This is a genomic window from Streptomyces mutabilis (genome assembly GCF_046628145.1).
Classification (GTDB): Bacteria; Actinomycetota; Actinomycetes; order Streptomycetales; family Streptomycetaceae; genus Streptomyces; species Streptomyces mutabilis.
In genome coordinates, this window is the sequence record NZ_CP176874.1 from 3,537,346 (window position 1) to 3,560,596 (window position 23,251).

Consider the following 23,251-nt stretch of genomic DNA (forward strand, 5'->3'; position numbering starts at 1 on the left):
CCTGTCCTGTGCCGCTGCACCCTGATTCCCCAACCCTGCCGACGAGACGCGTCGTGCACTGCTTGCCGCTGTCGTTCGCTCGTTCGCGCTTGTGCGCTTGTCCGTTTACCGGATCAAGGTCTACACCACGGCAGTGGACTAGACCTCTCCTGGGTCAACGGGCCACACTGTCCCCGTGAGACATGTCATCGCCCTCGACGTGGGCGGCACCGGGATGAAGGCCGCCCTGGCGGGGCCGGGCGGCGAGCTGCTGCACCAGGCACGCCGGGCCACCGGCCGCGACCGCGGGCCCGAGGCGGTCGTCGCGGGCATCCTGGACTTCGCGGCCGAGCTTCGCGCCCTGGGCGCCGACCGGTTCGGCGAGCCCGCCGCCGCGGCGGGGGTGGCCGTCCCCGGCATCATCGACGCGGAGCACGGCACCGCCGTCTACGCGGCCAACCTCGGCTGGCGCGACGTACCGCTGCGGGCGCTGCTCGGCGACCGGCTCGGCGGCATCCCGGTCGCCCTCGGGCACGACGTGCGCACCGGCGGGCTCGCCGAGGGCCGGATCGGGGCCGGGCGGGGCGCCGACCGGTTCCTGTTCGTGCCGCTGGGCACCGGCATCGCGGGCGCCATCGGCGTCGAGGGCCGGGTCGAGTCGGGCGCCCACGGGTTCGCGGGCGAGATCGGCCACGTCGTCGTGCGCCCCGGCGGCATCCCGTGCCCGTGCGGGCAGCGCGGCTGCCTGGAGCGGTTCGCGTCGGCGTCGGCGGTCAGCCAGGCGTGGGCCGAGGCGTGCGGCGACCCGGCCGCGGACGCCGCCGATTGCGCCAAGGCCGTCGAGTCGGGGGACGCGCGGGCGCTCGCCGTGTGGCAGGACGCCGTGGACGCGCTCGCCGACGGGCTGGTCACCGCGCTCACTCTGCTGGACCCGCGCGTCCTGATCATCGGTGGCGGCCTGGCCGAGGCCGGGGAAACCTTGTTCTCACCGCTGCGGGACGCCGTCCGGCGGCGCGTCACCTTCCAGAAGCTGCCGGAGATCGTTCCCGCGGCGCTGGGGGACACCGCCGGCTGCCTGGGTGCCGGGCTCATGGCCTGGGACCTGCTCGGCACCGGCCCGCACGGCTCCTCCGACCCCACCGGCACCACCGAAAACCCCGGCACCACCGGAAACACTCCTACGACCGCGACTCCCCCGGAGGTAACCACCTGATGGCCCCAAGCAAGGTTCTCGCCGGTGCCCGGGTGGTACTGCCCACCGGGACCGTGGACGACGGCCGCGTGATCGTCGACGGCACGCGGATCGCGGACACGGCGCCCCCCGGGGCGGACGTCGTCGACGTGTCGGGCCACTGGGTGGTCCCCGGCTTCGTCGACATCCACAACCACGGCGGCGGCGGCGCCTCCTTCGCCGGCGGCACCGCCGAGGACGTCCTCAAGGGCGTCGAGACCCACCGCCTGCACGGCACCACCACGGTGGTCGCCTCCGCCGTCACCGGCGACCTGGATTTCCTCGCCCGGCACGCCGGGATGCTCGCCGAGCTGGCCCAGCAGGGCGACATCGCCGGCATCCACTTCGAGGGGCCCTTCATCTCGCCGTGCCGCAAGGGCGCGCACGACGAGCAGCTGCTGCGCGACCCCGACCCGGCCGAGGTCCGCAAGCTGGTCGACGCCGCGCACGGGCACGCCAGGATGATGACGCTGGCGACCGAGCTGCCGGGCGGCCTGGACTCCGTACGGCTGCTCACGGAGCACGGCGTGATCGCGGCCGTCGGGCACACGGACGCGACGTACGAGCAGACCCTCCAGGCCATCGACGCGGGCGCGACCGTCGCCACGCACCTGTTCAACGCGATGCCGCCGCTCGGCCACCGCGCCCCCGGCCCGATCACGGCGCTGCTGGAGGACGAGCGGATCACCGTCGAGCTGATCAACGACGGCACCCACCTGCACCCGGCCGCGCTCCAGCTGGCCTTCCACCACGCGGGCGCCGCCCGGGTCGCCTTCATCACCGACGCGATGGACGCGGCCGGCTTCGGCGACGGCCGCTACCTGCTCGGTCCGATGGAGGTCGAGGTCGCGGACGGCGTGGCCCGGCTGGTGGAGGGCGGCTCGATCGCGGGCTCGACGCTCACCCTGGACCGCGCCTTCAAGCGGGCGGTGACGGTGGACGGGCTGCCCGTCGGGGACGTCGTCGCGGCGATCTCCGCCAACCCGGCGCGGCTGCTGGGCCTGGCGGACCGGATCGGCTCCCTGGAGCCCGGCAAGGACGCCGACCTGGTGGTGCTGGACGACGCGTTCGACCTGGTGGGCGTCATGCGCCGGGGCGAATGGGTGGTCGATCCGCAACTGGGCTGATCCGTCCCCGAGCCCTGGCGGGGCCGGCCCGCGACGGCCGATCCGGGGACTGGGCCGACCGGCGCGCTTTTGGCATGATCGTGTCGTGGAGCACAGCTCCGCGGGCACACGCCAGCCGCAGACGATCGGGGGAGGTCGGCACGGTGATCCTCACCGTCACACTCAACACCGCGCTCGACATCACCTACCGCGTCCAGGGCCTGCGGCCCCACGCCTCCCACCGGGTGTCCGAGGTGACCGAGCGCCCCGGCGGCAAGGGCCTGAACGTGGCCCGGGTGCTGGCGGCCCTCGGGCACGAGGTGACCGTCACCGGCTTCGCGGGCGGCAGCACCGGGGACGTCGTGCGCGCGGGACTCACCGGCGTGCCCAGGGTGGCGGACGCGCTGGTGCCGGTCGCGGGGGCGACGCGGCGCACCGTCGCCGTCGTGGACGAGCGCACCGGCGACACCACCCAGCTGAACGAACCGGGCCCGGTGGTGGCACCCGCCGAGTGGAACGCCTTCCAGGAGGCGTACGAGGATCTCCTCGACGGCGCCTCGGCCGTCGCCCTGTGCGGAAGCCTGCCCCCGGGCGTCCCGGTGGGCGCGTACGCCGGGCTGGTGCGCGCCGCCCGGACGGCGGGCGTGCCGGTGCTGCTGGACACCAGCGGCGAGCCGCTGCGCCGGGGGGTCGCCGCCCGGCCCGATCTGATCAAGCCGAACACCGACGAGCTGGCCGAGCTGACCGGCTCGCACGAGCCGCTGCGGGCCACCCACGCGGCCCGGCGCCGCGGCGCCCGCTCGGTGGTCGCCTCCCTGGGGGCCGCGGGGCTGCTCGCGGAGACCCCGGAGGGCCGCTGGCGCGCGGCCCCGTCCGCCCGTGTCCACGGCAATCCGACCGGCGCCGGCGACTCGGCGGTCGCGGGGCTGCTCTCCGGTCTGGTGGAGCACCTGCCCTGGCCGGACCGGCTGGCCCGCGCGGTCGCCCTGTCGGCGGCGACGGTGCTGGCGCCGGTGGCGGGCGAGTTCGACCGGGGGGCGTACGAGGAGCTGCTCGGCCGCGGGGTCGCGGTGACGGCGGAGGCGGGCGCGGCCTGAGACGCCGGGGGGCCGTGGCGCCCGCCGGGCGCGGCCTGAGACGCCGGGGACCCTGCCGCCCGCCGGGCGCGCCGTGGTCCCGGCTCACCGGACCGGACGAGCCGGCCCTGATCCGGACCGGCCCTGGTTCCCCGGCCCGGCGCCTAGTCCTTGACCTGGCCCTTCTTCAGGGAGAACTGGTCCAGCAGGACGTTGCACTTGTCGCCGTCCGCGCAGGACAGCGTGATCGTGTTGGTGCCCTTGTTCAGGGTGGGCCAGGCGTAGGTGGTGGTCCAGCCCTTGGCGAAGTCGCCGTCCTTGGCACCGGTGAAGTTGCCCATGTTCAGCTTGCTGCCGAACTCCTTGCCGTTGACCGTCAGGGTCATCGACTGGTCCTCGCCGGCCGCGCTGTAGCCGGCGAAGAGGGTGTAGAGGCCGTCCTCGGGGATGCCGTCCACAGTCCAGGTGACCGAGGCGCCGGGCTGGTTGAGATTGGCCACGTAGACGCCGCCGTCCGACCGGGCGCCCTCGATCTCCGAGGCCGTGGCCACTCCGGGCGACAGCTTGAGCGACTTCGCGTCGGCCGCCGGGAGCTCGACCTCCTCCTCGGCGCCGTCGCTGGCCGAGGGGCTGGGATCGGTGGACTGCGACTGGGTGGGAGCGGTGCTGCCACCGGCCTCGTTGCCGCCCTTGTCGTCCTCCGAGCTGCTGCTCGTCATGGCGACGGCGATGCCGACGACCACCGCGGCGACGACCGCGACCGCGCCGATCAGCAGGCCCTTGGTGTTGGGCCCGCGGCGCCCGCCGCCGCCCGCACCGCGGCCCGGCTGCTGCGGGCCGTTCGGGGCGCCGCCGCCGGGGAGCGTCTCCGGCGCCGCGTAGTGCGCGTTGGGCTGCCCGTAGGCGCCCTGCTGCGGGGCGGCCTGGCCGTAGGGGGCGGTCGGGGCCGCCTGGCCCTGCGCCGCGCCGCCGTACTGCCGTGTGCCGACGGGACGCACCCGGTTGACGGAGTTGGGGTAGCCGTAGCCACCGGACGGCGGCTGGGCCCCGTTGGCCTGCCCGTCGGCGTAGAGGTAGCCGAAGGGGTCGTCGTCCTCGGGCGTGCTCGCGCCGTTGTTGCCGGGCGTCATCCCTTGGTCTCCTAACCAGATGCGGTGCGTGTGCGGTATGGGTGTGAGAGGGCGAGCCTACCCGCTCCCACTGACCCGAAAGGGTGACTCAGACCGCATCAGCGCTCTGACCTGGTGATCATCCGGCTCGGCGGTGCTGTTTGGGACGAGATCGTTTCTCGACGTACATCCGTTCGTCAGCTGACTTCAGCACCTCGTCCGCCGTCATGCCGCAGTGGGCCCATCCGATGCCGAAGCTGGCACCCACGCGGACGGCCCGCCCCTCGGCACGGATCGGCTGGATGATCTCGTTGCGCAGGCGCACGGCGAGGTCCTGGGCGTCGGCCCGGCCGAGTCCGTTGGCGAGGATCACGAACTCGTCGCCGCCGAGCCGGGCGACCGTGTCGCCGTCGCGCACGCCGCCGCTGAGCCGGCGGGCGACCTCGATGAGCACGGCGTCGCCCGCGTTGTGTCCGAACCGGTCGTTGATCGACTTGAAGCCGTCCAGGTCGCAGAAGAGGACCGCGAGCCCCTTCGTGCCGTCGTCGCGGCCGTCCTCGGGGGCCACGGCGTGCACATGGTGGTCGTAGGCGCCGTACGGCTCGGCGGCCGCCGCCCCGAAGTCGAAGGTGTGGCCGCCGGAGTCGAAGACGGCGGAGTCCCCGTAGGCGGCGTCCATCGCGTCCACCACGCCCGCGTGGGGCGACTGCGGGCGCCGGCACAGCCGGGCGGCGAGGCGGGAGCGCAGTTCGGCGCTGTTGGGCAGTCCGGTGAGGGAGTCGTGCGAGGCGCGGTGGGCGAGCTGGAGTTCGCGGCGCTTGCGCTCCTCTATGTCCTCGACGTGGGTGAGCAGGAAGCGCGGCCCGTCGGCGGCGTCGGCGACGACGCTGTTGCGCAGGGAGACCCAGACGTACGTCCCGTCGCGGCGGCCCAGGCGCAGCTCGGCCCGGCCGCCCTCGGCGGAGGTGCGCAGCAGGGTGCCGATGTCCTCGGGGTGCACGAGGTCGGAGAAGGCGTAGCGGCGCATCGCGGAGGCGGGTCGGCCCAGCAGGCGGCACAGGGCGTCGTTGGTGCGCAGGATGCGGCCGTGCTGGTCGCCACCCATCTCGGCGATGGCCATGCCGGAGGGGGCGTACTCGAAGGCCTGGCGGAAGCTTTCCTCGCTGGCCCTCAGCGCCTGCTGGTCGCGCTCCAGGCGGACCAGTGCGCGCTGCATGTTGGAGCGCAGCCGGGCGTTGCTGATCGCGATGGCGGCCTGGAACGCGTACATCTGCAAAGCCTCGCGGCCCCAGGCGCCGGGACGGCGGCCGTTGCGCGGGCGGTCCACGGACAGGACGCCGATCAGCTCGCCGCTGTTGCCACTGCCCTGCGGGCCGGGGGCGTACATCGGGGCGAAGAGGCGGTCCGAGGGGTGCCACTCGTCCTCGAAGCGGGGCGCGGGCCCGTCGGTGTACCACTGCGGGACGTCGTCGTCGTCGAGGACCCAGCCCTCGGTGTGGGGTATGAAGATCAGGTCGCCCCACTGCTCGCCCATGTTCAGCCGGCGGTCCCAGGACTCGCGGGAGCCCGCCCGGCCGGTGATGAGGGCCTCGGCGGCCTGGTTGCCGGAGAAGGCGGCGACGACGAGGTCGCCGTCGGGGCGGACCAGGTTGACGCACGCCAGCTCGTACCCGAGGGCCTGGACGACGCCGTCGGCGACGGCCTGCAGGGTGTCGGCCAGGCTACGGGCCTTGTTCATGTCGGCCATGACCTGGTGCAGCTGCCGCAGGGACGCAAGACGGACGTAGGGCTCCGACTCGGTCTCCATGCTCGCCCTCCCCCCGAGACCTCGCAGCGAATCAAGGGTTGCCTTGGCGCCTTTGCTGATGGTGCCCTTCCAGTTCCCCGCCACTGAATCACAGCGCGCTGCCCACTCGGTACACAGGGTCAACAATTGCCGCCCCTTGTGACTCAAGTCACAGCGAAAGATGAACAATTGAGTGGTGTTTCTGCGTTTTCCCTGTGCGTTTACTGAACGCAAAGTTTGTAGGTATGCGCACGTCTCCTGCCGGCTCGTTCTGTGGTCCTAGGTCCCGGTTCGGCCCGGGGCCCGATGCGGGGCCGTCGGCCCGGCGATTAGCGTGATGACGTGCCGAACACTCCCTCCCTCACGTCCCCCGCGTCCCCCACGCTCCCGTTGCCGTCGCCCGCCGCCGGGCATGCTGAGGGGGTGAGCAACGAGGAGTTCCGTGCCGCCATGTCCCGGCTGGCCTCGGGCGTGGTCCTGGTGACCGCGCGGGAGGAGCCGCTGGATCCCGACGACCCGCAGTCGCCGAGCGGCGAGGACGTCGGGATGACGGCCACCGCCTTCATGTCGGTGTCCCTGGACCCGCCGCTGGTCCTGGTCAGCCTGCGCGAGGGCTCCCGCATGGACGACCTGCTGGAGGAGCAGCCCCTGTGGGCGGTCTCCGTGCTGTCCGAGAGCCAGCGGCACATCGCCGGCCGCTTCGCGATGAAGGGCCGCGTCAGCGACCGGCTCCTCTTCGCGGACATCCCCTACCTGCGGGGCGAGGCGACCGACGCGCCCCTGGTGGGCGGGGCGCTGGCCACCCTGGAGTGCCGCACCGAGCAGCGGGTGTCCGCCGGGGACCACACCCTGGTGATCGGCCGCGTGCTGACCGCCTCGCTGCCGAGCGCGGACGGGGGGCCGTTGGCGTACTTCCGGGGGCGGTACCGGCAGTTGGGGTGAGCGTTGATCGCTCAGTCGGAGTGAGCGGTTAATCGCTCGCCGGTCCCGGCTGCGCCCGCCTAGGGTGCGCGCATGACGACCGACACCGGGCTGCGCCTCGAAGAGATCACTCCCGCGAACTTCGAGGCCGCCCTCGGCATCCGGGTCCGCCCCGACCAGGAATTCGCCGTGGAACCGGTGGTGAAGTCCCTCGCCGAGGCATCTCTCCATCCCGGCGTCGCCTGGCCCCGCCTGATCCTCGACGGCGACCGCCCCGTCGGCTTCCTCATGGCCTTCTTCGACATCGACTGGTACGAGGACGGCAGCGTGCGGCGCTCCGGGCTGTGGCGACTGAACATCGCGGCCGGGGAGCAGGGCCGGGGCTACGGACGCTTCGCCGTGGAGTCGGTGGCCCAGGAGGTCCGTCGGCGCGGCGGCGAGGAGTGCTACGTGACGTGGCACCGGGGGCCGTCCGGCCCCGAGGGCTTCTACCTGGGGCTGGGCTTCCGGCCCGACGGGGAGACCAGCGAGGGGGAGGTCGTGGGCGTGCTGAGGCTGGGGGCGGCGGTGACCACCGCGGACCAGCCGGTCCCCCGTACTGGCTAGTCCCAGTTCTTCGGGGAGCGCCCCCGCTTGGTCTCCGAGCGCTGCTTCTTCTGCCGCAGCCGGCGTTCGTTGATGCCGCGCGGTATGCGGGTGGGCCTGCGGGGCTTGGGCGGGGGCGCGGTGGCCTCGGCGAGCAGCGCCGTGAGGCGTACGGTGGCGGCCTCGCGGTTGCGCCACTGGGAGCGGCGCTCGGAGGCGCGGACGGTGACGACGCCGTCGGTCAGGCGCCCGGCCAGCCACTCCAGCGCGCGCCGCTTCCACACCTCGGGCAGTGCCTCGGTGCGCGCCAGGTCGAAGCGCAGCTCCACGGCCGTGTCCGTGGTGTTGACGTGCTGCCCGCCCGGCCCCGAGGAGCGCGAGAAACGCCAGACGAGCTCGGCCTCGGGCAGGGAGACGGAGCCGCGGATGACATGGGGACCGGACATGCCGTCCATGTTCCCGTCCCCGTCCGGTCCACGTCACCCCATTATCCTCGGCCCCGGCCTCGGTAAAGAAAGTAAAGAGAGCTGGAACCTTGTGGACCCCTCTCGTCGTTCATGGGGGTAGCTGTAGCTTTCTTGCCGTACGTAAACGAGGGAAGGGACTCCCAACAATGGCTGTAAGCCTGTCCAAGGGTGGCAACGTCTCGCTCACCAAGGAGGCTCCGGGCCTGACCGAAGTCACCGTGGGCCTCGGCTGGGACGTCCGTACCACCACCGGCACCGACTTCGACCTCGACGCCTCCGCGATCGCGGTCAACACGCAGGGCAAGGTCTACTCCGACGCCCACTTCGTCTTCTTCAACAACAAGCAGACGCCGGACAACACCATCGTCCACACCGGTGACAACCGCACCGGCGAGGGCGCCGGCGACGACGAGGCGATCAACGTCAACCTCGCCGCCCTCCCGGCCGACATCGAGAAGATCGTCTTCCCGGTCTCGATCTACGACGCGGAGAACCGCTCGCAGAACTTCGGCCAGGTGCGCAACGCCTACATCCGCATCGTCAACCAGGCCGGCGGCGCCGAGATCGCCCGCTACGACCTGTCGGAGGACGCGGCCACCGAGACCGCCATGGTCTTCGGCGAGCTCTACCGCAACGGCGCCGAGTGGAAGTTCCGCGCCGTCGGCCAGGGCTACGCCTCGGGTCTCGTGGGCATCGCCCAGGACTTCGGCGTGAACGTCTGACGTTCGCTCACGCGTTTCGACCGAAGGCTCCCCGGACGTCCGGCCGGGGGGCCTTCGGCGTTCCGGGGGGCGGGGGCGGGGTCGGGGTCGGGGTCGGGATTCCGGGGAGAGGTTCGAGGTCCCGAGGGCGAATTCGGGGTTCCGGCGGCGGCCTCGGCGTTCCGGCGGCGGGTTCGGCGTTCCGGCGGCGGCGTCAAGGCAGCAGGCGCTGTTCCTTCGCCACCGCGACCGCGCCCGCGCGGGTGTCGACGCCCAGCTTGTCGTAGATGCGGCGCAGATGCGTCTTCACCGTCGCCTCGCTGATGAACAGGGCACGGGCGATCTCCCGGTTGCCGAGGCCGGTGGCGAGCTGGGCCAGGATGTCGCGTTCACGGTCGGTGAGGGAAGGGCGCGGGCTCCGCAGGTTGGCCATGACCCGGCCGGCGACCGGCCCGGACAGCGTCGTGCGGCCCCGGGCGGCGGCGTGGATGGCGGCGAAGAATTCCTCGGGGCGCTCGGCCTTCAGCAGGTATCCGGTCGCGCCGGCCTCGATGGCGCGGGTGATGTCGGCGTCGGTGTCGTACGTGGTCAGCACCAGGACGTGCGGGACGCGGCCGGAGCCGGTCGCGGGGGTGGTGGTGAGGCGGCGGGTGGCCTCCACGCCGTCGATGCCGGCGCCGAGCTGAAGGTCCATCAGCACCACGTCCGGCGCCAGCCGCGCCGCCAGGGCCAGCGCCTCCTCGCCGGTGCCCGCCTCGCCGACCACCTCGATGCCGGGGGCGCTGTCGAGCAGGGCGAGCAGTCCGGCCCGTACGACGGCGTGGTCGTCGCAGACCAGGATGCGGACGGGGGCGGGCACGCTGTCCGCCGGGGGGTTCATCGTGGGGCCTCCTGGGGGTCGGCCGGAGCGGTCATCGAGGGGCCTGGTGCGGATCGGACGCATCGGCCACCGAGGACCCTCCCCCGGGATCCGACGGGTCGGTGCGGGGCGCTTCCAGAGGTACGGCGGCGGACAGGGCGGTGCCCTCGCCCGGTGCCGACTCGACGGTCAGGGTGCCGCCCAGCTGACGCAGCCGGGCGCGCATCGCGGGCAGCCCGTGTCCGCGCGCCCCGGCGGGGGCGTCGGGCAGCGCCGCCGGTTCGAAGCCGTGTCCGTCGTCGGTGACGTCCAGGACGGCCTGGTCGTCGAGGAGGGTGAGGGTCAGGGCCGCGGTGGCGGCGCCCGCGTGTTCCCGGACGTTGGCCAGGGCGCCCTGGGCGATGCGCAGCAGCGCCGACTGGACGCGGTCGGGCAGCAGCGGGGCCCTGCCGCCGTCGTCGACGTGGACGCGCACGGTGAGGTGGTCGCCGGACTCCCGCGCGGCCAGGGCCCGCAGGGCCGCCTCCAGACCGCCACCCCGGGCCAGGTCGGCGGGGGCGAGGTCGTGGACGAAGCGGCGGGCCTCGGCGAGATTGTGCTCGGCGACGGAGGCGGCGCCCCGGACGTGGGTGCGGGCCTTGCCCGGGTCGGACTCCCAGACCCGCTCGGCGGCCTGGAGCAGCATCCGCTGGCTGGACAGGCCCTGGGCGAGGGTGTCGTGGATCTCCATGGACAGCCGTTGCCGTTCGGCGAGCGTTCCCTCGCGGCGCTCGGAGGCGGCGAGTTCCCGGCGGGTGCGGATCAGGTCGTCGATCAGGGCACGCTGCCTGGCCGCCTGGCGTTCGGTGTGCAGGAAGACGCCGGCGGCGATCGCGGCGACGGCGGGCGGCGCCAGCAGCAGGTTCGGGTCGAAGCCGCCCGCGAGCCGGAACTGCGCGGCGACGACGAGCACCGTGAGGAGGGTGACCAGCACGAGCGCCGCCCGCGCCGGCAGGGTGCGCAGGCCGGTGTAGAAGAGGGGCACCGCGCACCAGGCGAAGCTGGGCGCGAGCACGACCAGCACCGTCCACACCACGACCACCAGGCCCAGCCAGGCCAGGCGCCGCCGGGTGGGTCCGGTGGCGGGGCGGGACGGCGCGGGGCCGCTCAGAGCGGGCCCGAGCAGGTGGAGCACCGCCAGGGTGAGAGACAGGGCGAAGATCCAGGGCGTGCGGGGCTCCCCGGGGTGACGAAGCAGGAAACGGGCGAGGGCGCCGCCGAGCAGGAGGAAGAACGCCGCGTGCATCACGGCGCCGAGCCACCGGCTGTCCGGGTCGTACGGTTTCGGCATCCGGCGTCTGCCTCCTTCCGTCCTTCCGCCGTGTCTACGGTCGCGTCCGCCCCCAACGTGCCGCAGAGGGATGCTGAGCTGCGCGAACACTCCCATCATGGCCCTTCGGGACGGCCTGCGGGTCAACCGATCGGACGACACCGCCGTCGCCCGATCCGTCGCCGACGAGCAGCCGGAACGGCGACCTCGCACACCGGGTGCCGGACGGAGGGTGGAGAGCGGACGGAAGCCCGTTCCCAGCCCGAGGAGCAGACACCCATGAAGAAGACCCTCTCCCGTCGCGCCCGCATCGCCATCGGCAGCGCCGTTCTCGCCGCGGTCGCCGCCGGTACCTTCGGCACGGTGGCGGCGAACGCCTCCGCCCCGGACGCCGCCCAGGGCTCCGCCGTGGCCGCCGCGTCCGCCGTCGAGGCCGGCAGGCGCGACACGACCACCTCCACGCACCTGACCGTCGACGCCGCGACCGAGGCCGCGCGGGCGGCGCTGAAGGCCGCCAAGAAGGAGGGGCAGCGGATCACGGTCGCGGTCGTCGACCGCAACGGCAACACGATCCTCATCATGCGCGGCGACGGAGCCGGCCCGCAGTCCTACGAGTCGGCCGAGAAGAAGGCGTTCACCGCGGTCTCCTGGAACGCCCCGACCTCCGAGCTGGAAGGCCGCCTGGAGAACGCCCCGAACCTGAAGGACATCCCCGGCACCCTGTTCCTGGGCGGTGGCGTCCCGGTCACGTCCGGCAAGGCGCCGATCGCCGGCATCGGTGTGGCGGGCGCCCCGTCCGGCGCCCTGGACGAGAAGTACGCGCAGGCGGGCGCGGCGGCGCTGAACTGACACCCTCCCGGGAGGCGCGAGCCCGTCCGGCAGGTCCAACAGCCGGTCCCAACGGGCGTTTCACGTGAAACGCCCCATAGGATCACGACGTGCGCACCACCCGCCTGCTCGTAGCCGCCGCCACCGTCACCGCACTCGCGGCGTGCAGCGGCGGCGGCTCGGTCGACGGGTCCCCCGGCGGCTCGGGCGTGCGCGACCCGTACTTCCCCAAGGCGGGCAACGGCGGCTACGACATCGGTCACTACGACCTGTCCCTGACCTACGACCCCGACGACGAGCACCTCACCGGGACGGCGACGATCACCGCCCGCGCGACCCAGGACCTGTCCGCCTTCAACCTCGACCTCGAGGGCCTGGAGGTCGAGGAGGTCACCGTCGAGGGCCGAGGCGCCCGCTTCAACCGGGCCGGTCAGGAGCTGACCGTCCGCCCGGCCGACGAGCTGGACGACGGGGAGACCTTCCGCGTGACCGTCCGCTATTCCGGCGAACCGGTGACGATCACCGACCCCGACGACTCGAAGGAGGGCTGGCTGCCCACCGCCGACGGCGCGGTCGGGCTCGGCCAGCCCACCGGCTCGATGGCCTGGTTCCCCGGCAGCCACCACCCCTCCGACAAGGCGACGTACGACCTGGAGGTGACCGTGCCGGAAGGGCTCGGTGCCGTCTCCAACGGCGAGTTGACGGGCGAGTCGACCCGCGGCGGCCGTACGACGTCCACCTGGCACGTCGCCGAGCCGATGGCGAGTCATGTCGTGACGGTCGCCGTCGGGGAGTGGGAGACCGAACGCTCCACCACCGGCGACGGAGTGCCCGTGTACACGGCCGTCGACCCGCGGCAGGCCGCCGCGAGCCGCGAGGTGCTGGGGCGGATCCCCGAGGTCATGGAATGGGCCCGGAAGAACTTCGGCCCGTACCCCTTCTCCTCCACCGGGGCGATCGTCGACCGGGTGGAGGACGCCGGTTATGCCCTGGAGACGCAGGACCGGCCCTACTTCCCCGGCGCCCCCGACACCGTCCTGCTCGTCCACGAGCTCGCCCACCAGTGGTACGGGAACTCCGTCAGTCCGAAGACCTGGCGCGACATGTGGCTCAACGAGGGCTTCGCCACCTACGCCGAGTGGCTGTGGGAGGAGGACGAGGGCGGCGACACCGCCCAGGAGACCTTCGACGCGCTCTACGACGGCACCTACTACGACGACGAGGACGCGAACGCCTCGATCTGGGCGTTCCCGCCCGCGGACCCGCCGGACGCGAAGCACATCTCGGCCGGCCCCGTCTACCAGCGCGGCGCGATGGTCCTGCACAAGATCCGCCAGGCGGTCGGCGACGACGCCTTCCTGGACCTCCTGCGCGGCTGGGCCGCCGCGCACCGGCACGGCAACGCGGACACCGGGGACTTCACGGCGTACGTGGAGAAGTCGGCGCCGGACGAGGACTTCTCGGAGATCTGGGAGGACTGGCTGTACGGGGACGGCAGGCCGGACCGGCCGTGAGACGGCCCGCCCCCGCCGCCTGAGACGGCCCGCCCCCGCCGCCTGAGACGGCCCGTCCCCGCCGCCTGAGAACCGCGGGCCGTGAGAGCCGCGGCCCGTTCGCCGCGCCGTGACCACCGCAACCGGAGTCGCCACCGGCGCCGGAACCGGGTAGCGGCGACCGGCCGGGGCCGCGTCCGTGACACCATCACCTGCGTGCTCGACATCGGCTACGCCCTCTCCACCCGCTTCCCGGACCCTCCGCAGACCGACTACCGCCGCGCGGACGTCCGTGCCCTGCGGCACGATCTGTTCTGCGGGGACGTGTACCTCGCCGACACCGAGGCGGACCGGGAACTGTCCACAGCCTGGGGATGGGTGCCGGTGCTCGACTTCGCCTGGGCGCTGTGCGACATCGTGGAGCGCGTCGACCGGGACCCGGCGGGCTCCCGCGCCGCCCGGCCGCAGCGGGCGGAGCTGGACTTCACCGAGTCCAGCGACCGCCTGCTCTTCGAACGCCGCTTCGGCTGGGTCGACATCGAGGCGGAGTGGGTGCCGGCGGACGAGCCCCCGCTGTCCTTCTCGCACGCCGAACTGCGCCGGGAGGCCCGGGACTTCCTGCACGACCTGATCGCCGACCTCGCCGACATGCACGAGGACCTGGCGGACAACCCGGCGATCTGGACCCTCCAGGCCCGCTTCCCGCGCGTTTCGTGAACACCGCGCGCCCCCGGACGCGGGTCCTCGCTACTCCGGTGCCAGCACCCGCATCCCCAGCTCCGCCGCCAGGACGGGGGCCAGGTCGAGCAGCTGGGCCGGGCTGATCACCGCGCCGGACAGCCGGTCCACGCCCCGGGCCAGCTCCAGCGGGGCGGCGCCGCGCAGGTCGACGTCCGTGAGGGTCGCCGCGCTGAAGTCCGCCTCCTTCAGGGCGCAGTCCACGAACGCGACCCGCTCCAGGCGGGCGCCCCCGAAGTCCGGCTCGACGAGGACGCAGCCCTCGAAGACCACGTCCTTGAGCCGGGACCGGCGCAGGTTCAAGTAGTCGATCTTGCCGCCGCGGATCAGGACCCGTTCCAGCACGGCGCCGTGCAGCTGGGTACCGCCCAGGCGGGCGTCGTGCAGCTCGACGTCGCGCAGGGTCGCCTCGGCGAGATTCACCCCGACGCCCCGGACACCGCTGAGGACGGTGTCGAGCAGCCGGGCCCGGGTCAGGGACGCCTCGTCCAGCGCGCACCCCGTCAGCGCGCAGTCCATGAAGCGGGCGCCCACACCGTCCTGGCCCGCGAGGTCCGTCTCCCGGAACTCCAGCCCGTCGTAGTCCCCGTCCGGCTCCAGGCCGCCGCCGTCGTACGGCTCCAGCGGCGGCAGCCGCAGCTCGGGGCGGCGCGCCGCCCGCACCGATGCCGTACCCGGCGCCGCGCCCGCACCGCCGCCGCCCGCCACTCTCCTCGCCATGCCCCCATGCTGCACGCCACCACTGACAACCCGCGCCGACCTGCGCGAACGGCCTTCCTCCCGGCCGCGTGTCACATCCAGCGGCCCCGGCGGCGTCGTACTCGCAGAAAGGCACCACGCAAGGCGACCCCGACCCGAGGGAGACCCCCAGCCATGCATCGCATCACCGTCATCGGCGGCGGCTTCGCCGGACTCACCGCGGCCATCACCGCCGCCGAGGCGGGCGCCAAGGTCACCGTGCACGAGGCCCACCACACGCTCGGCGGACGGGCCCGGACGGCCGACGGCCCCTACCGCACCAACGACGGCCCGCACGCCCTCTACAACGGCGGCCCGCACTGGTCGTGGCTCAGGCAGCGTGACCTGATCGGTCCGCTCGCGCCGATCCCGCCGCTGGAGGGGGCCCGGCTGCGGCTGCGCCACAAGGGCGTACTGCGCCGCACACCGCCCTTCGCCATGCTCAAACTGCTGCGCCGCGGCGCGGGGCGGGCCCCGGTGGACACCGACTTCCTCACCTGGGCGACCGGGGTGGCGGGCGAGGAGGGTGCGCGGGCCGCCGCTCACTACTGCGCCGTCGCCCTCTTCCACCACGACCCCGGTTCGCTGTCCGCCGCCTTCGTGCAGGAGCGTCTGCGCCGGGCCGCCAAGCTGCCGCCGGAGGCCCACTACCCGCGCGGGGGCTGGGGCGGGGTGATCGACCGGATGGCCGCCCTGGCGTGGAACCTCGGGGTACGGGTGGAGACCCTCTCCCGGGTCGACGCGGTCCCGACCGACGCCCCGGTCGTCGTGGCCACCTCCCTGGACGCCGCCCGCCGCCTGCTGGGGGACGCCTCGCTGACCTGGCCGAGCGGGCGCACCACCCTGGTCGACCTCGCCGTACGGACCCGGCGCGGTGACGCCTTCGCTGTCTCGGACCTGGACGCGCCGGGCTGGATCGAACGGTTCACGGCACAGGACCGCACCCTGGCACCGGCGGGCGAGCAGCTGATCCAGGGGCAGATCCCGATCGCGCCCGACGAGTCGAAGGCCGACGGCGCCGCCCGCGCCGAGGAACTGCTCGACCTCGGTTTCCCGGGCTGGCGCGACCGGCTGACCTGGCGGCGGGAGGCGGTCGCCAACGGCCGTACCGGCGCCGTGGACCTGCCGGGCAGCACCTGGCGCGACCGGCCCGCGGTCGACCGCGGCGACGGCGTCTATCTCGCGGGTGACCAGGTCGCCGCGCCCGGGCTGCTGTCGGAGGTGTCGTTCAACAGCGCGCTGACGGCGGTGTCCCTGGCCCTCGGCAGGCGGGAACTCGACCTCAAGCGGGCTTGAGATCGTCGAGTGGGGGGGCGTAGGTCCGTTCGGCTCGTGGCGGCACTCGCAACGGGATGCGATACGCCCCGATTCATGGTCTTCTGGCCAGATGAGTGACCGGACAGGTGAGCCGGCCGCACCCGCGGATGCCGACCCCCGCCGCTGGTGGGGGCTGGTGGTGATCGCCCTGGCTCAGCTGATGGTCGTCCTGGACGCGACCATCGTGAACATCGCGCTGCCGTCGGCCCAGCGCGACCTGGGCATGTCCGACGGCAACCGGCAGTGGGTGATCACCGCCTACACCCTCGCCTTCGGCGGTCTGCTGCTGCTCGGCGGGCGGATCGCGGACCTGGTGGGCCGCAGGCGCACCTTCGTCATCGGACTGATCGGCTTCGCCGCCGCCTCCGCGATCGGCGGCGCCGCCACCACCCCGGCGATGCTCTTCGGCGCCCGCGCCCTCCAGGGCGTCTTCGCCGCGGTCCTGGCGCCGTCCGCGCTGTCCCTGCTGACGACGACCTTCACGGACCCGAAGGAGCGCGGGAAGGCCTTCGGCATCTACGGCGCGCTGGCCGGCAGCGGCGCCGCGGTCGGCTTCATCGTCGGCGGCGTGCTCACCGAGTACCTGAACTGGCGCTGGTGCCTGTACGTCAACGTCCCGGTCGCCGTCGCCGCCGTGATCGGCGCCTTCGTGCTGCTGCACGACCGCCCCGGCCGCCCCGGCGCCCGCCTCGACGTGCCCGGCGTACTGCTGGGCTGCGGCGGGCTCGTCGCCCTCGTCTACGGCTTCAGCGAGGCGCAGCCGCGCGGCTGGACCGATCCGCTGGTGCTGGCGCTGTTCGCCGCGGGCGTCGTCCTCCTCGCGGCCTTCGTGTGGTGGCAGACCCGGGCGCGGGTGCCGCTGCTGCCGCTGCACGTCATCCGCGACCGCAACCGCGCCGGGTGCTTCCTGACGATGATGCTGGCCGTCATCGGCATGTTCGGGCTGTTCCTGTTCATGACCTACTACCTCCAGGAGATCCTCGGGTACTCGCCCGTGAAGACCGGCCTGGCGTTCCTGCCGATGACCGCCTCGATCGTCATCGGCTCCACCCAGATCTCGGCCCGGCTGCTGCGCCGCGTGGGCCCGCGCATGCTGATGGTCCCCGGCATGCTCCTCGCCTCCGGCGGCATGGTGATCCTCACCCAGCTGACCGTGGACTCGGCCTACGCCTCCGAGATCCTTCCGGCGCTGATCCTGATGGGCCTCGGCATGGGCCTGACCTTCATGCCGGTCTTCTCCACCGCCACCGCCGGAGTGGCCCCGCAGGACTCCGGCGTGACCTCGGCGACGGTCAACACCTCGCAGCAGGTGGGCGGCTCGATCGGCACGGCGCTGCTCAACACGATCGCCACCAGCACCAGCGCCTCCTGGATCACCTCCCACCTCACCGACCCGACCCGGCGGGAGCAGGTCGTCCGGGAGGGCATCGTCCACGGCTACACGGTCGCCATCTGGCTGGCCGCCGGCATCATGCTGCTGGCGGGCCTGGTCGCGGGCCTGATGGTGACGGCGAAGGCCCCGAAACACGGCACCCCGGCCGACCGGCCGGTGCCGGAACCGGTGGCCTAGGGGGCGGGGCCCCGCAGCGCTCCGCGGGGCCCCTGTGACGTCGGACGATAAATGCCGTGCCCGCCGGGCCGGACACCGGTAGCGTCGGCCGACGTGATCGACGTACCGGAAGCGCTCGCCGCCGCACAGGCGAAGTACAACGGAGAGGCGGGCCGCGCCTTCGTCGACGGGCTGCCCGCACTGGCCGCCGGCTTCCTGGACCGCTGGGAGCTGCGCCTCGACGGACCCTCCATGCACGGCTGGGCGGCCCTCGTCCTGCCCGTCGTCCGCCGCGACGGCACCCCGGCCGTGCTCAAGCTCCAGATCCTCGACGCGGAGACCGAGGGCGAGCCCGTCGCGCTGCGCCTGTGGGACGGCGACGGGGCGGTGCGGCTGCTGGACCACGACGCGGCCACCGGCACCATGCTGCTGGAGCGGCTGGACCCGGCCCGCACGCTCGACGGGGTCGCGGACTCCCGCGAGGCCGTCCTGGTCCTCGCCCGGCTGCTCGCCCACCTCACCGCGACCCCTGCACCACCCGGCGTGCGCCGCCTCGGAGACATCGCGCGCGGCATGCTGGAGCGGACACCCCGGGTCCTGGAACGCGTCCCCGACCCGGCGGACCGGCGCCTGGTCGCCGACTGCGCGGCCGCCGTGCGGGAGGTCATGGACGAGCCCGGCGACCGGCTGCTGCACTGGGACCTGCACTACGAGAACGTCCTCGGCTCCGATCGCGCCCCGTGGCTGGCCATCGACCCCAAGCCGCTGGCCGGCGACCCCGCCTTCGACCTGATGCCGGCCCTCGACAACCGCTACGACCCGGACGAGACCCGGTGGCGGTTCGACGCCATGACCGACGTCCTCGGACTGGACCGGGAACGGGCCCGCGCCTGGACCCTCGGCCGCGTCCTGCAGAACTGCCTGTGGAACGTCGAGGACGGCGACCCGCTGGAGACCGCACAGCTGGAGATCGGGCGGACGCTTCGCACGCCGTGAGCCCTCGGCGGCCCCGGAGGCCGCCGGGCCGAGCCCGGTGGGCTCAGTCCTGCGGGACGGGGCAGGTGCCGCGGGGGCGGTCGGGGGTCAGGGCGGCCGGCAGTTCGGTACGGCGGCGTATGCGCAGCTTTCGGTAGGTGCTGGTCAGGTGGGTCTCCACGGTGCGCCGGGCCAGGTGCAGCAGGTCGGCGATCTCGGTGTTGGTGCGTCCGGCGGCGGCCAGTTCGGCGATCCGGCGCTCGCTGCCGGTCAGCGCCCCGGAGCCGGTCCCGGCGGTCGCCGGGCTCCTGGCGCCGCTGTCGCGCAGGGCCTGCCCGGCCAGGCCGAGCAGCCGTACGGCGCCCTTGCGTTCGGCCAGGTCCGCCGCCTCGCGCAGGCGGTTCCGGGCGCCGCCGCGTTCACCGGCGGCGAGGAGCTGGCGGCCCTGGGCGAGCAGCGCCTCGATCAGTTCCGTGCCGGTGTCGACGGGCCCGTCCCGCAGGGTCCGTACGGCCTCCTCGGCGAGCTCCAGACCGCGCCGGCCCCCGGTCGCGGAGCCCAGTACGCGCAGGGCGCGGCCCACGGTGCGCGGGGTGTTCCACACCCGGGCCAGCCGCAGTTCCTCCGTTGCCAGGGCCAGCGCGTCCTGGCCGCCGCCCAGCGCCAGCCGGCACTCCGCGACCGCCGTCCGCCACGGGGTGACGACGGGGCTGACCACGTCGCGGGCCGCCTGCCGCCGTCCGCACTCCAGGAAGTCGTGGAGCGCTCCCATGACGTCACCGGCGGCGGCCCGCTGCACGCCCCGCGCGTACAGGAAGCGGTTCAGCTCCCAGGACTCCGGCGCCCGGCGCAGGTCGAAGGCGCGGGCGAGCCGTCCGGCCGCTTCGGTGCGGCCGGTGTGGACGAGTGCCATCAGGGCGTGGGCGTCCCGGTTGGTGGGCGCGGTACGGGGAGCCCCCGCGTCGGCGCGGGATTCGTCGGCGAGCAGGCGGGCGTGGTCGCCGCGGGCCGCGGCGATGTCGGCGCGGGTGTTGAGGAGCGCGTGCTGCATCGGGTGCAGCAGGGCGGGGTGCTGCCCGGCCAGTCCGCGCTCCACGAGCCGTTCCGCCTCGTCGAGTTCGTCGGCCCACTGGGCGACCGCGGCGGCCGTACCCAGCAGGAACGGCTCCGCCAGCGGATCGCCGGGCTGGGCGAGCAGGGCCCGTACGCGCGTCATCGCCTCCTGCGCCGAGATCAGCCCGGCGGTCGCCCCGTACCGCACCAGCAGCGCCTGTCCGGTGGTGCCGAGCAGCTCCGGCGCGTGCTCGCCGGTCTCGCACAGCCACCGGTACACCTCCTGGCGGGTCGCCAGGTCCTGGTCGGACAGCAGCGCGCCGGCGGCCTGCACGGTGCGGGTGAGGCCCGGGTGGCCGGAGAGCCGGCCCTCCGTCCGGCGCAGCACCTCCATGGCCGTACGGATCTCACCGCGGGCCGCGAGGGCGGTGCCGAGGGCGACGGCCGTACGGACCCGGTTGCGGGGGTCGGCCGGCAGGTGCTGGGCCTCGGCGAGGCGGGCGATGGCGGCGGGGGCGTCGGCCGACGCGTACTCCAGGGAGCCCAGTTCGGTCAGCAGCCGCTGCCGCAGGTCGTCGGCGACCGGCTCGTCCAGCGCCCGGCGCAGGTAGGCGACGGCGTCCTCGGGCCGGGCGTCGTGCACGGCGACCGTCACCGCGTCCCGCAGCACGCGCAGCGCCCAGGGCTCCGCGACGGCCGGCGTCCGCAGCAGGTGCCGGGCGACCGCCTCGACCCGGCCGCCCTGGCGCAACGACGCCTCGGCCGCCGCCCGGTGCGCCGCCTCCCGGCGGGGGCGGGGCCAGCCGGTGAGCACGGCGTCGCGCAGCAGTGGGTGGGCGTAGCGGGGGCGGCCGGAGGCGTCCCGCCGCAGCAGCCCGAGCCGCGTCATGGCGGCGAGCCATCCGGCCACGCGGGCGGGGTCGGCCCCGGCCGCCTCGGCCAGCAGATCGACCGGATCACCGGGGTCCGCGTCGGCACGCGGGCCGCCCCAGCCGTCCCTGTCCGCGCCGGCACGCGGACTACCCCAGCCGTCCCTGTCCGCGCCGGCACGCGGGCCACCCCAGCCGCCGGCGTCCGCACCACCGGACAGCCCACCTCGACCACCGGCGTCCGCACCACCGAGCAGCCCACCCCGACCACCGGCGTCCGCCCCGGCGAGCAGGTGTACCTCGTCCGCCCCGTCGGTCACGGCACGCGGCCCACCCCCGGCACCGGCGACACCGGCGTCCGCCCCGGCGAGCGCCCCGCTCCGACCGTCGGCGTCCCCCGCCGCCGGCGTCCCCGCCCGGTCGCCGTCCGGGCCCTGGGGCCACGCCTGCTCCAGTGCCGCCAGGCAGCGGGCCACGTCGGCCGTCGCGGTGCCGGCGCTGTTCAGCCACCAGGAGACGGCCGCCGGGTAGCTCCCGGGGTAGAGCTCGGCGCAGGTTTCGGGCAGCACCGGGACGCCGTCGGGCGCGGAGCCCTCCGGGCGCGGGGCGCCGCCCAGGTCGTCCAGCAGGGCGTGCAGCAGCAGCGGGCTGCCGGCGCCGGCGCGTACGCACTGAGCCGTCCAGCGCGGCCCGGCCCCCGGGAAGGCGTCCCGGACCAGACCGGCCGCCGCCCCGTCGCCGAGCGGCGCGAGGGTGTGGGTACGCACGAGGGAGGGTGACAGGGTCTGGGTGAGACCGGCCGGCCGCGGGTCGATGTCGTACTGGCTGCGCTCGGTGACCACCAGCAGTACCGGTAATCGGTCCAGACGCCGGGCCGCCTCCAACAGCCAGCGGCGCGAGGGGTCGTCGGCCAGGTGGACGTCGTCGACGGCCACCATCAGCGGGCCCTCGTCCGCGTACGACCGCAGCAGCCGCCACAGCCGGGCCGCGCTGCCGCGGTCGTCGCCGCCGGGTGCGCGGTCCGTGAACTCCGGAACCGGACCGAGGAGTTGCAGGACCGTGCCGAAGGGCACCGCCGTGTCCTCGGGCGAGCAGCGCGCACGCAGCACCCGCAGGCCGCGGTCCGCGGCGTGCCGTGCGGCGTGTTCCAGCACGGCGGTCCTGCCGGTCCCGGTGGCGCCGCGCAACAGGACGAGGCCCCCGGTCCCGGCCAGGGTGCGCTCGGTCTCCGCCGCCACCAGCGCCCGGGCGTCGTCGCGTTCACGGAGCGGTCCGGTCATCGGGTGCCTCCTGTGGTGGATGGTGCTCCCCCGGTCTGTGAGACGTACGAATGCGGCCGGGCGTGGTGTGAAGTGGCCCACGCGCGGCAACGGTGTTCCGTGGGCCGGGCGGTGGCTGTGGCGAGGCTCACGGTGCCGCCCGCCCCCGGCAGGTTGAACACCTCGATGTTGTGCGTGAGCCCGGCGTCCTCGGCGTTCTTCGCGGCCGTGCGGGCGGTGGTGCCGCCCGCCCCCGGCCACGGGTCCGCGCTCCCTTGCGCAGGCCCCTCTGACCTGCTGAAACGTCTGCCCGAGACGCGTTGGCGACGGTTGTCGTCGTGGTCTCGTGGTGTGCCTCGTGGTGGTCCACGATTGCGCGGCCCCAGCAGTCACAGAAGTGTGGAACACGCTCATCCGCTGCCGGCCAGTGCCGGACGGCGGGCTCGTGAACATGGGGGAAACGGTTGCTCAACTCACCCCGGACCACCGCCACATCCACCCTCGGCACCGGCCGGACCACCGGTGCCACCGACCGGCGCGTCCCGGTGGCGGTGTCCGCTCCGGACCCGATCAGCCGCGAGGGCGCGGTCAGCCAGTTGCGGCGACACCCTGAGATCGACCTGCGCGAGGAGTCCGGCCCCGGCACGGTGGCCCTGCTCATCGAGGACGCGCTGGACGAGACGGCGCTCACCCGGCTGCGGCGCATCGTGCGTAGCGAGGGCGCGCGTGCCGTGCTCGTGGTCGGCACGATCCGCGAGAACGAACTGCTGGACGTCGTCGAGTGCGGCGTCGGCGCCATCGTGTGGCGCCACGAGGCCACCGCCCACCGGCTGGTGCAGGCGGTACTGGCCGCCGCCCGCGGCGACGGCGACCTGCCCGCCGACCTGATCGGGCGGCTCATCAGCCAGGTGGGCACCCTGCACCGGGGTGCGGCGGGCCGTCCCGGCGCCCCCTCACTGGGCCTCGCGCCCCGCGAAGTGGACGTCCTGCGACTGGTGGCCGAGGGTCTCGACACCGGTGAGATCGCCGGCAAGCTGTCCTACTCCGAACGGACCGTCAAGAACGTCATGCACGGACTCACCACGCGACTTCACCTGCGCAACCGCGCGCACGCCGTGGCCTATGCCCTGCGGGAAGGCTACATCTGACCGAACGGGCAATCGAAAGCGGCCCGCCGGGGCCGACGGGGCAAGTCGGCCTGCCCGGGCGCCGTCCCCGGCGCGCCTGCGTGCTGCGTGCCGCCCGGGGCACGATCGGGAGCGGACGGCGGGGCGGGCGGAACGGCAGTGCGGGCAGGGCGGGA

General features: G+C 74.2%; 20 protein-coding genes and 1 pseudogene. 13 read left to right on the forward strand and 8 right to left on the reverse strand.

What is annotated here, in order from left to right:
- The first annotated feature begins 175 nt into the window (after positions 1-175).
- The 3 genes from ACLIN4_RS15725 to ACLIN4_RS15735 all read left to right on the forward strand — a co-directional run bounded on the left by ACLIN4_RS15725 (position 176) and on the right by ACLIN4_RS15735 (position 3,413).
- A complete protein-coding gene (locus ACLIN4_RS15725) occupies positions 176-1,192 on the forward strand; it encodes an ROK family protein (protein WP_411575915.1) in 1,017 nt (338 codons plus the stop codon).
- Complete coding sequence (nagA, locus tag ACLIN4_RS15730) at positions 1,192-2,337, forward strand: N-acetylglucosamine-6-phosphate deacetylase (protein ID WP_100047269.1); 1,146 nt, start codon at positions 1,192-1,194, stop codon at positions 2,335-2,337. Before ACLIN4_RS15725 ends, nagA begins: the two co-directional genes overlap by 1 nt.
- Before the next feature lie 143 nt (positions 2,338-2,480).
- The gene (locus tag ACLIN4_RS15735) at positions 2,481-3,413 is read left to right on the forward strand and encodes a 1-phosphofructokinase family hexose kinase (protein ID WP_307652602.1); all 933 of its coding nucleotides are present in this window, start codon (positions 2,481-2,483) and stop codon (positions 3,411-3,413) included.
- Between the two features lie 143 nt (positions 3,414-3,556).
- Here ACLIN4_RS15735 and ACLIN4_RS15740 read toward each other — a convergent pair whose 3' ends face one another.
- Positions 3,557-4,522: a carbohydrate-binding protein gene (locus tag ACLIN4_RS15740; RefSeq protein ID WP_107479275.1), complete on the reverse strand. Its 966-nt coding sequence runs from the start codon at positions 4,520-4,522 to the stop codon at positions 3,557-3,559.
- A 118-nt stretch (positions 4,523-4,640) separates the two neighbouring features.
- Positions 4,641-6,308, reverse strand: a complete 1,668-nt coding sequence (gene cdgB / locus ACLIN4_RS15745) for a diguanylate cyclase CdgB (protein WP_107479274.1) — start codon at positions 6,306-6,308, stop codon at positions 4,641-4,643.
- Between the two features lie 321 nt (positions 6,309-6,629).
- On the opposite strand from cdgB, the gene ACLIN4_RS15750 reads away from it, so the two are divergent.
- Together ACLIN4_RS15750 and ACLIN4_RS15755 are read left to right on the forward strand one after the other, a co-directional pair.
- Complete coding sequence (locus ACLIN4_RS15750; RefSeq protein ID WP_107479273.1) at positions 6,630-7,229, forward strand: flavin reductase family protein; 600 nt, start codon at positions 6,630-6,632, stop codon at positions 7,227-7,229.
- A gap of 72 nt (positions 7,230-7,301) precedes the next feature.
- Complete coding sequence (locus ACLIN4_RS15755; protein WP_107479272.1) at positions 7,302-7,814, forward strand: GNAT family N-acetyltransferase; 513 nt, start codon at positions 7,302-7,304, stop codon at positions 7,812-7,814.
- Here the strand turns inward: ACLIN4_RS15755 and arfB are convergent.
- Positions 7,811-8,248 carry an alternative ribosome rescue aminoacyl-tRNA hydrolase ArfB gene (gene arfB, locus ACLIN4_RS15760; RefSeq protein ID WP_411575916.1) on the reverse strand — a complete coding sequence of 146 codons (438 nt, stop codon included), beginning with the start codon at positions 8,246-8,248 and terminating at the stop codon, positions 7,811-7,813. The two genes, ACLIN4_RS15755 and arfB, sit on opposite strands and share 4 nt — an antisense overlap.
- 158 nt (positions 8,249-8,406) lie before the next feature.
- Here arfB and ACLIN4_RS15765 point away from each other — a divergent pair, with 158 nt between their 5' ends.
- Positions 8,407-8,982 carry a TerD family protein gene (locus ACLIN4_RS15765; protein ID WP_043381815.1) on the forward strand — a complete coding sequence of 192 codons (576 nt, stop codon included), beginning with the start codon at positions 8,407-8,409 and terminating at the stop codon, positions 8,980-8,982.
- 193 nt (positions 8,983-9,175) lie between these two features.
- Here ACLIN4_RS15765 and ACLIN4_RS15770 read toward each other — a convergent pair whose 3' ends face one another.
- Positions 9,176-9,841, reverse strand: coding sequence for a response regulator (locus ACLIN4_RS15770; RefSeq protein ID WP_411575917.1), 666 nt, complete (start codon positions 9,839-9,841; stop codon positions 9,176-9,178).
- A 31-nt stretch (positions 9,842-9,872) separates the two neighbouring features.
- The gene (locus ACLIN4_RS15775) at positions 9,873-11,150 is read right to left on the reverse strand and encodes a sensor histidine kinase (protein ID WP_107479269.1); all 1,278 of its coding nucleotides are present in this window, start codon (positions 11,148-11,150) and stop codon (positions 9,873-9,875) included.
- 258 nt (positions 11,151-11,408) lie between these two features.
- Between ACLIN4_RS15775 and ACLIN4_RS15780 the strand changes: the two genes are divergently transcribed.
- From ACLIN4_RS15780 to ACLIN4_RS15790, 3 genes are all read left to right on the forward strand, one after another.
- A complete protein-coding gene (locus ACLIN4_RS15780; protein ID WP_107479268.1) occupies positions 11,409-11,978 on the forward strand; it encodes a GlcG/HbpS family heme-binding protein in 570 nt (189 codons plus the stop codon).
- Positions 11,979-12,067: 89 nt separating this feature from the next.
- Positions 12,068-13,471, forward strand: a complete 1,404-nt coding sequence (locus ACLIN4_RS15785) for a M1 family metallopeptidase (protein WP_107479267.1) — start codon at positions 12,068-12,070, stop codon at positions 13,469-13,471.
- Positions 13,472-13,666: 195 nt separating this feature from the next.
- Complete coding sequence (locus ACLIN4_RS15790) at positions 13,667-14,167, forward strand: hypothetical protein (protein WP_107479277.1); 501 nt, start codon at positions 13,667-13,669, stop codon at positions 14,165-14,167.
- Positions 14,168-14,197: 30 nt separating this feature from the next.
- Here the strand turns inward: ACLIN4_RS15790 and ACLIN4_RS15795 are convergent, their stop codons facing one another.
- Positions 14,198-14,908 (reverse strand): pentapeptide repeat-containing protein, encoded by a 711-nt coding sequence (locus ACLIN4_RS15795; protein WP_179342626.1) that lies wholly within the window; start codon positions 14,906-14,908, stop codon positions 14,198-14,200.
- 153 nt (positions 14,909-15,061) lie between these two features.
- Here ACLIN4_RS15795 and ACLIN4_RS15800 point away from each other — a divergent pair, with 153 nt between their 5' ends.
- The 3 genes from ACLIN4_RS15800 (at position 15,062) to ACLIN4_RS15810 (ending at position 18,788) form a co-directional block, all read left to right on the forward strand.
- The gene (locus ACLIN4_RS15800) at positions 15,062-16,222 is read left to right on the forward strand and encodes an NAD(P)-binding protein (protein WP_107479266.1); all 1,161 of its coding nucleotides are present in this window, start codon (positions 15,062-15,064) and stop codon (positions 16,220-16,222) included.
- A 91-nt stretch (positions 16,223-16,313) separates the two neighbouring features.
- Positions 16,314-17,813, forward strand: a complete 1,500-nt coding sequence (locus ACLIN4_RS15805; protein ID WP_100048413.1) for an MFS transporter — start codon at positions 16,314-16,316, stop codon at positions 17,811-17,813.
- A 51-nt stretch (positions 17,814-17,864) separates the two neighbouring features.
- Complete coding sequence (locus ACLIN4_RS15810; protein WP_381942160.1) at positions 17,865-18,788, forward strand: aminoglycoside phosphotransferase family protein; 924 nt, start codon at positions 17,865-17,867, stop codon at positions 18,786-18,788.
- A gap of 43 nt (positions 18,789-18,831) precedes the next feature.
- Here the strand turns inward: ACLIN4_RS15810 and ACLIN4_RS15815 are convergent, their stop codons facing one another.
- Positions 18,832-21,969, reverse strand: a complete 3,138-nt coding sequence (locus tag ACLIN4_RS15815; protein WP_411575918.1) for an AAA family ATPase — start codon at positions 21,967-21,969, stop codon at positions 18,832-18,834.
- 119 nt (positions 21,970-22,088) lie between these two features.
- A pseudogene (locus ACLIN4_RS15820) lies at positions 22,089-22,337 on the reverse strand (hypothetical protein); the annotation flags it as partial.
- A 75-nt stretch (positions 22,338-22,412) separates the two neighbouring features.
- On the opposite strand from ACLIN4_RS15820, the gene ACLIN4_RS15825 reads away from it, so the two are divergent.
- Positions 22,413-23,096, forward strand: coding sequence for a helix-turn-helix transcriptional regulator (locus tag ACLIN4_RS15825; RefSeq protein ID WP_373420373.1), 684 nt, complete (start codon positions 22,413-22,415; stop codon positions 23,094-23,096).
- Positions 23,097-23,251 lie beyond the last annotated feature (155 nt).

Bases quoted from the DNA above. Each gene is read 5' to 3' on its own strand.
- ACLIN4_RS15805 (WP_100048413.1), top strand. From the start codon at position 16,314: ATGAGTGACCGGACAGGTGAGCCGGCCGCACCCGCGGATGCCGACCCC.
- ACLIN4_RS15810 (WP_381942160.1), top strand. From the start codon at position 17,865: ATGCCGTGCCCGCCGGGCCGGACACCGGTAGCGTCGGCCGACGTGATC.
- ACLIN4_RS15815 (WP_411575918.1), bottom strand. From the start codon at position 21,969: ATGACCGGACCGCTCCGTGAACGCGACGACGCCCGGGCGCTGGTGGCG.
- arfB (WP_411575916.1), bottom strand. From the start codon at position 8,248: ATGGACGGCATGTCCGGTCCCCATGTCATCCGCGGCTCCGTCTCCCTG.
- ACLIN4_RS15765 (WP_043381815.1), top strand. From the start codon at position 8,407: ATGGCTGTAAGCCTGTCCAAGGGTGGCAACGTCTCGCTCACCAAGGAG.
- ACLIN4_RS15800 (WP_107479266.1), top strand. From the start codon at position 15,062: ATGCATCGCATCACCGTCATCGGCGGCGGCTTCGCCGGACTCACCGCG.
- ACLIN4_RS15755 (WP_107479272.1), top strand. From the start codon at position 7,302: ATGACGACCGACACCGGGCTGCGCCTCGAAGAGATCACTCCCGCGAAC.
- ACLIN4_RS15770 (WP_411575917.1), bottom strand. From the start codon at position 9,841: ATGAACCCCCCGGCGGACAGCGTGCCCGCCCCCGTCCGCATCCTGGTC.
- ACLIN4_RS15775 (WP_107479269.1), bottom strand. From the start codon at position 11,150: ATGCCGAAACCGTACGACCCGGACAGCCGGTGGCTCGGCGCCGTGATG.
- nagA (WP_100047269.1), top strand. From the start codon at position 1,192: ATGGCCCCAAGCAAGGTTCTCGCCGGTGCCCGGGTGGTACTGCCCACC.
- cdgB (WP_107479274.1), bottom strand. From the start codon at position 6,308: ATGGAGACCGAGTCGGAGCCCTACGTCCGTCTTGCGTCCCTGCGGCAG.
- ACLIN4_RS15795 (WP_179342626.1), bottom strand. From the start codon at position 14,908: ATGGCGAGGAGAGTGGCGGGCGGCGGCGGTGCGGGCGCGGCGCCGGGT.
- ACLIN4_RS15780 (WP_107479268.1), top strand. From the start codon at position 11,409: ATGAAGAAGACCCTCTCCCGTCGCGCCCGCATCGCCATCGGCAGCGCC.
- ACLIN4_RS15740 (WP_107479275.1), bottom strand. From the start codon at position 4,522: ATGACGCCCGGCAACAACGGCGCGAGCACGCCCGAGGACGACGACCCC.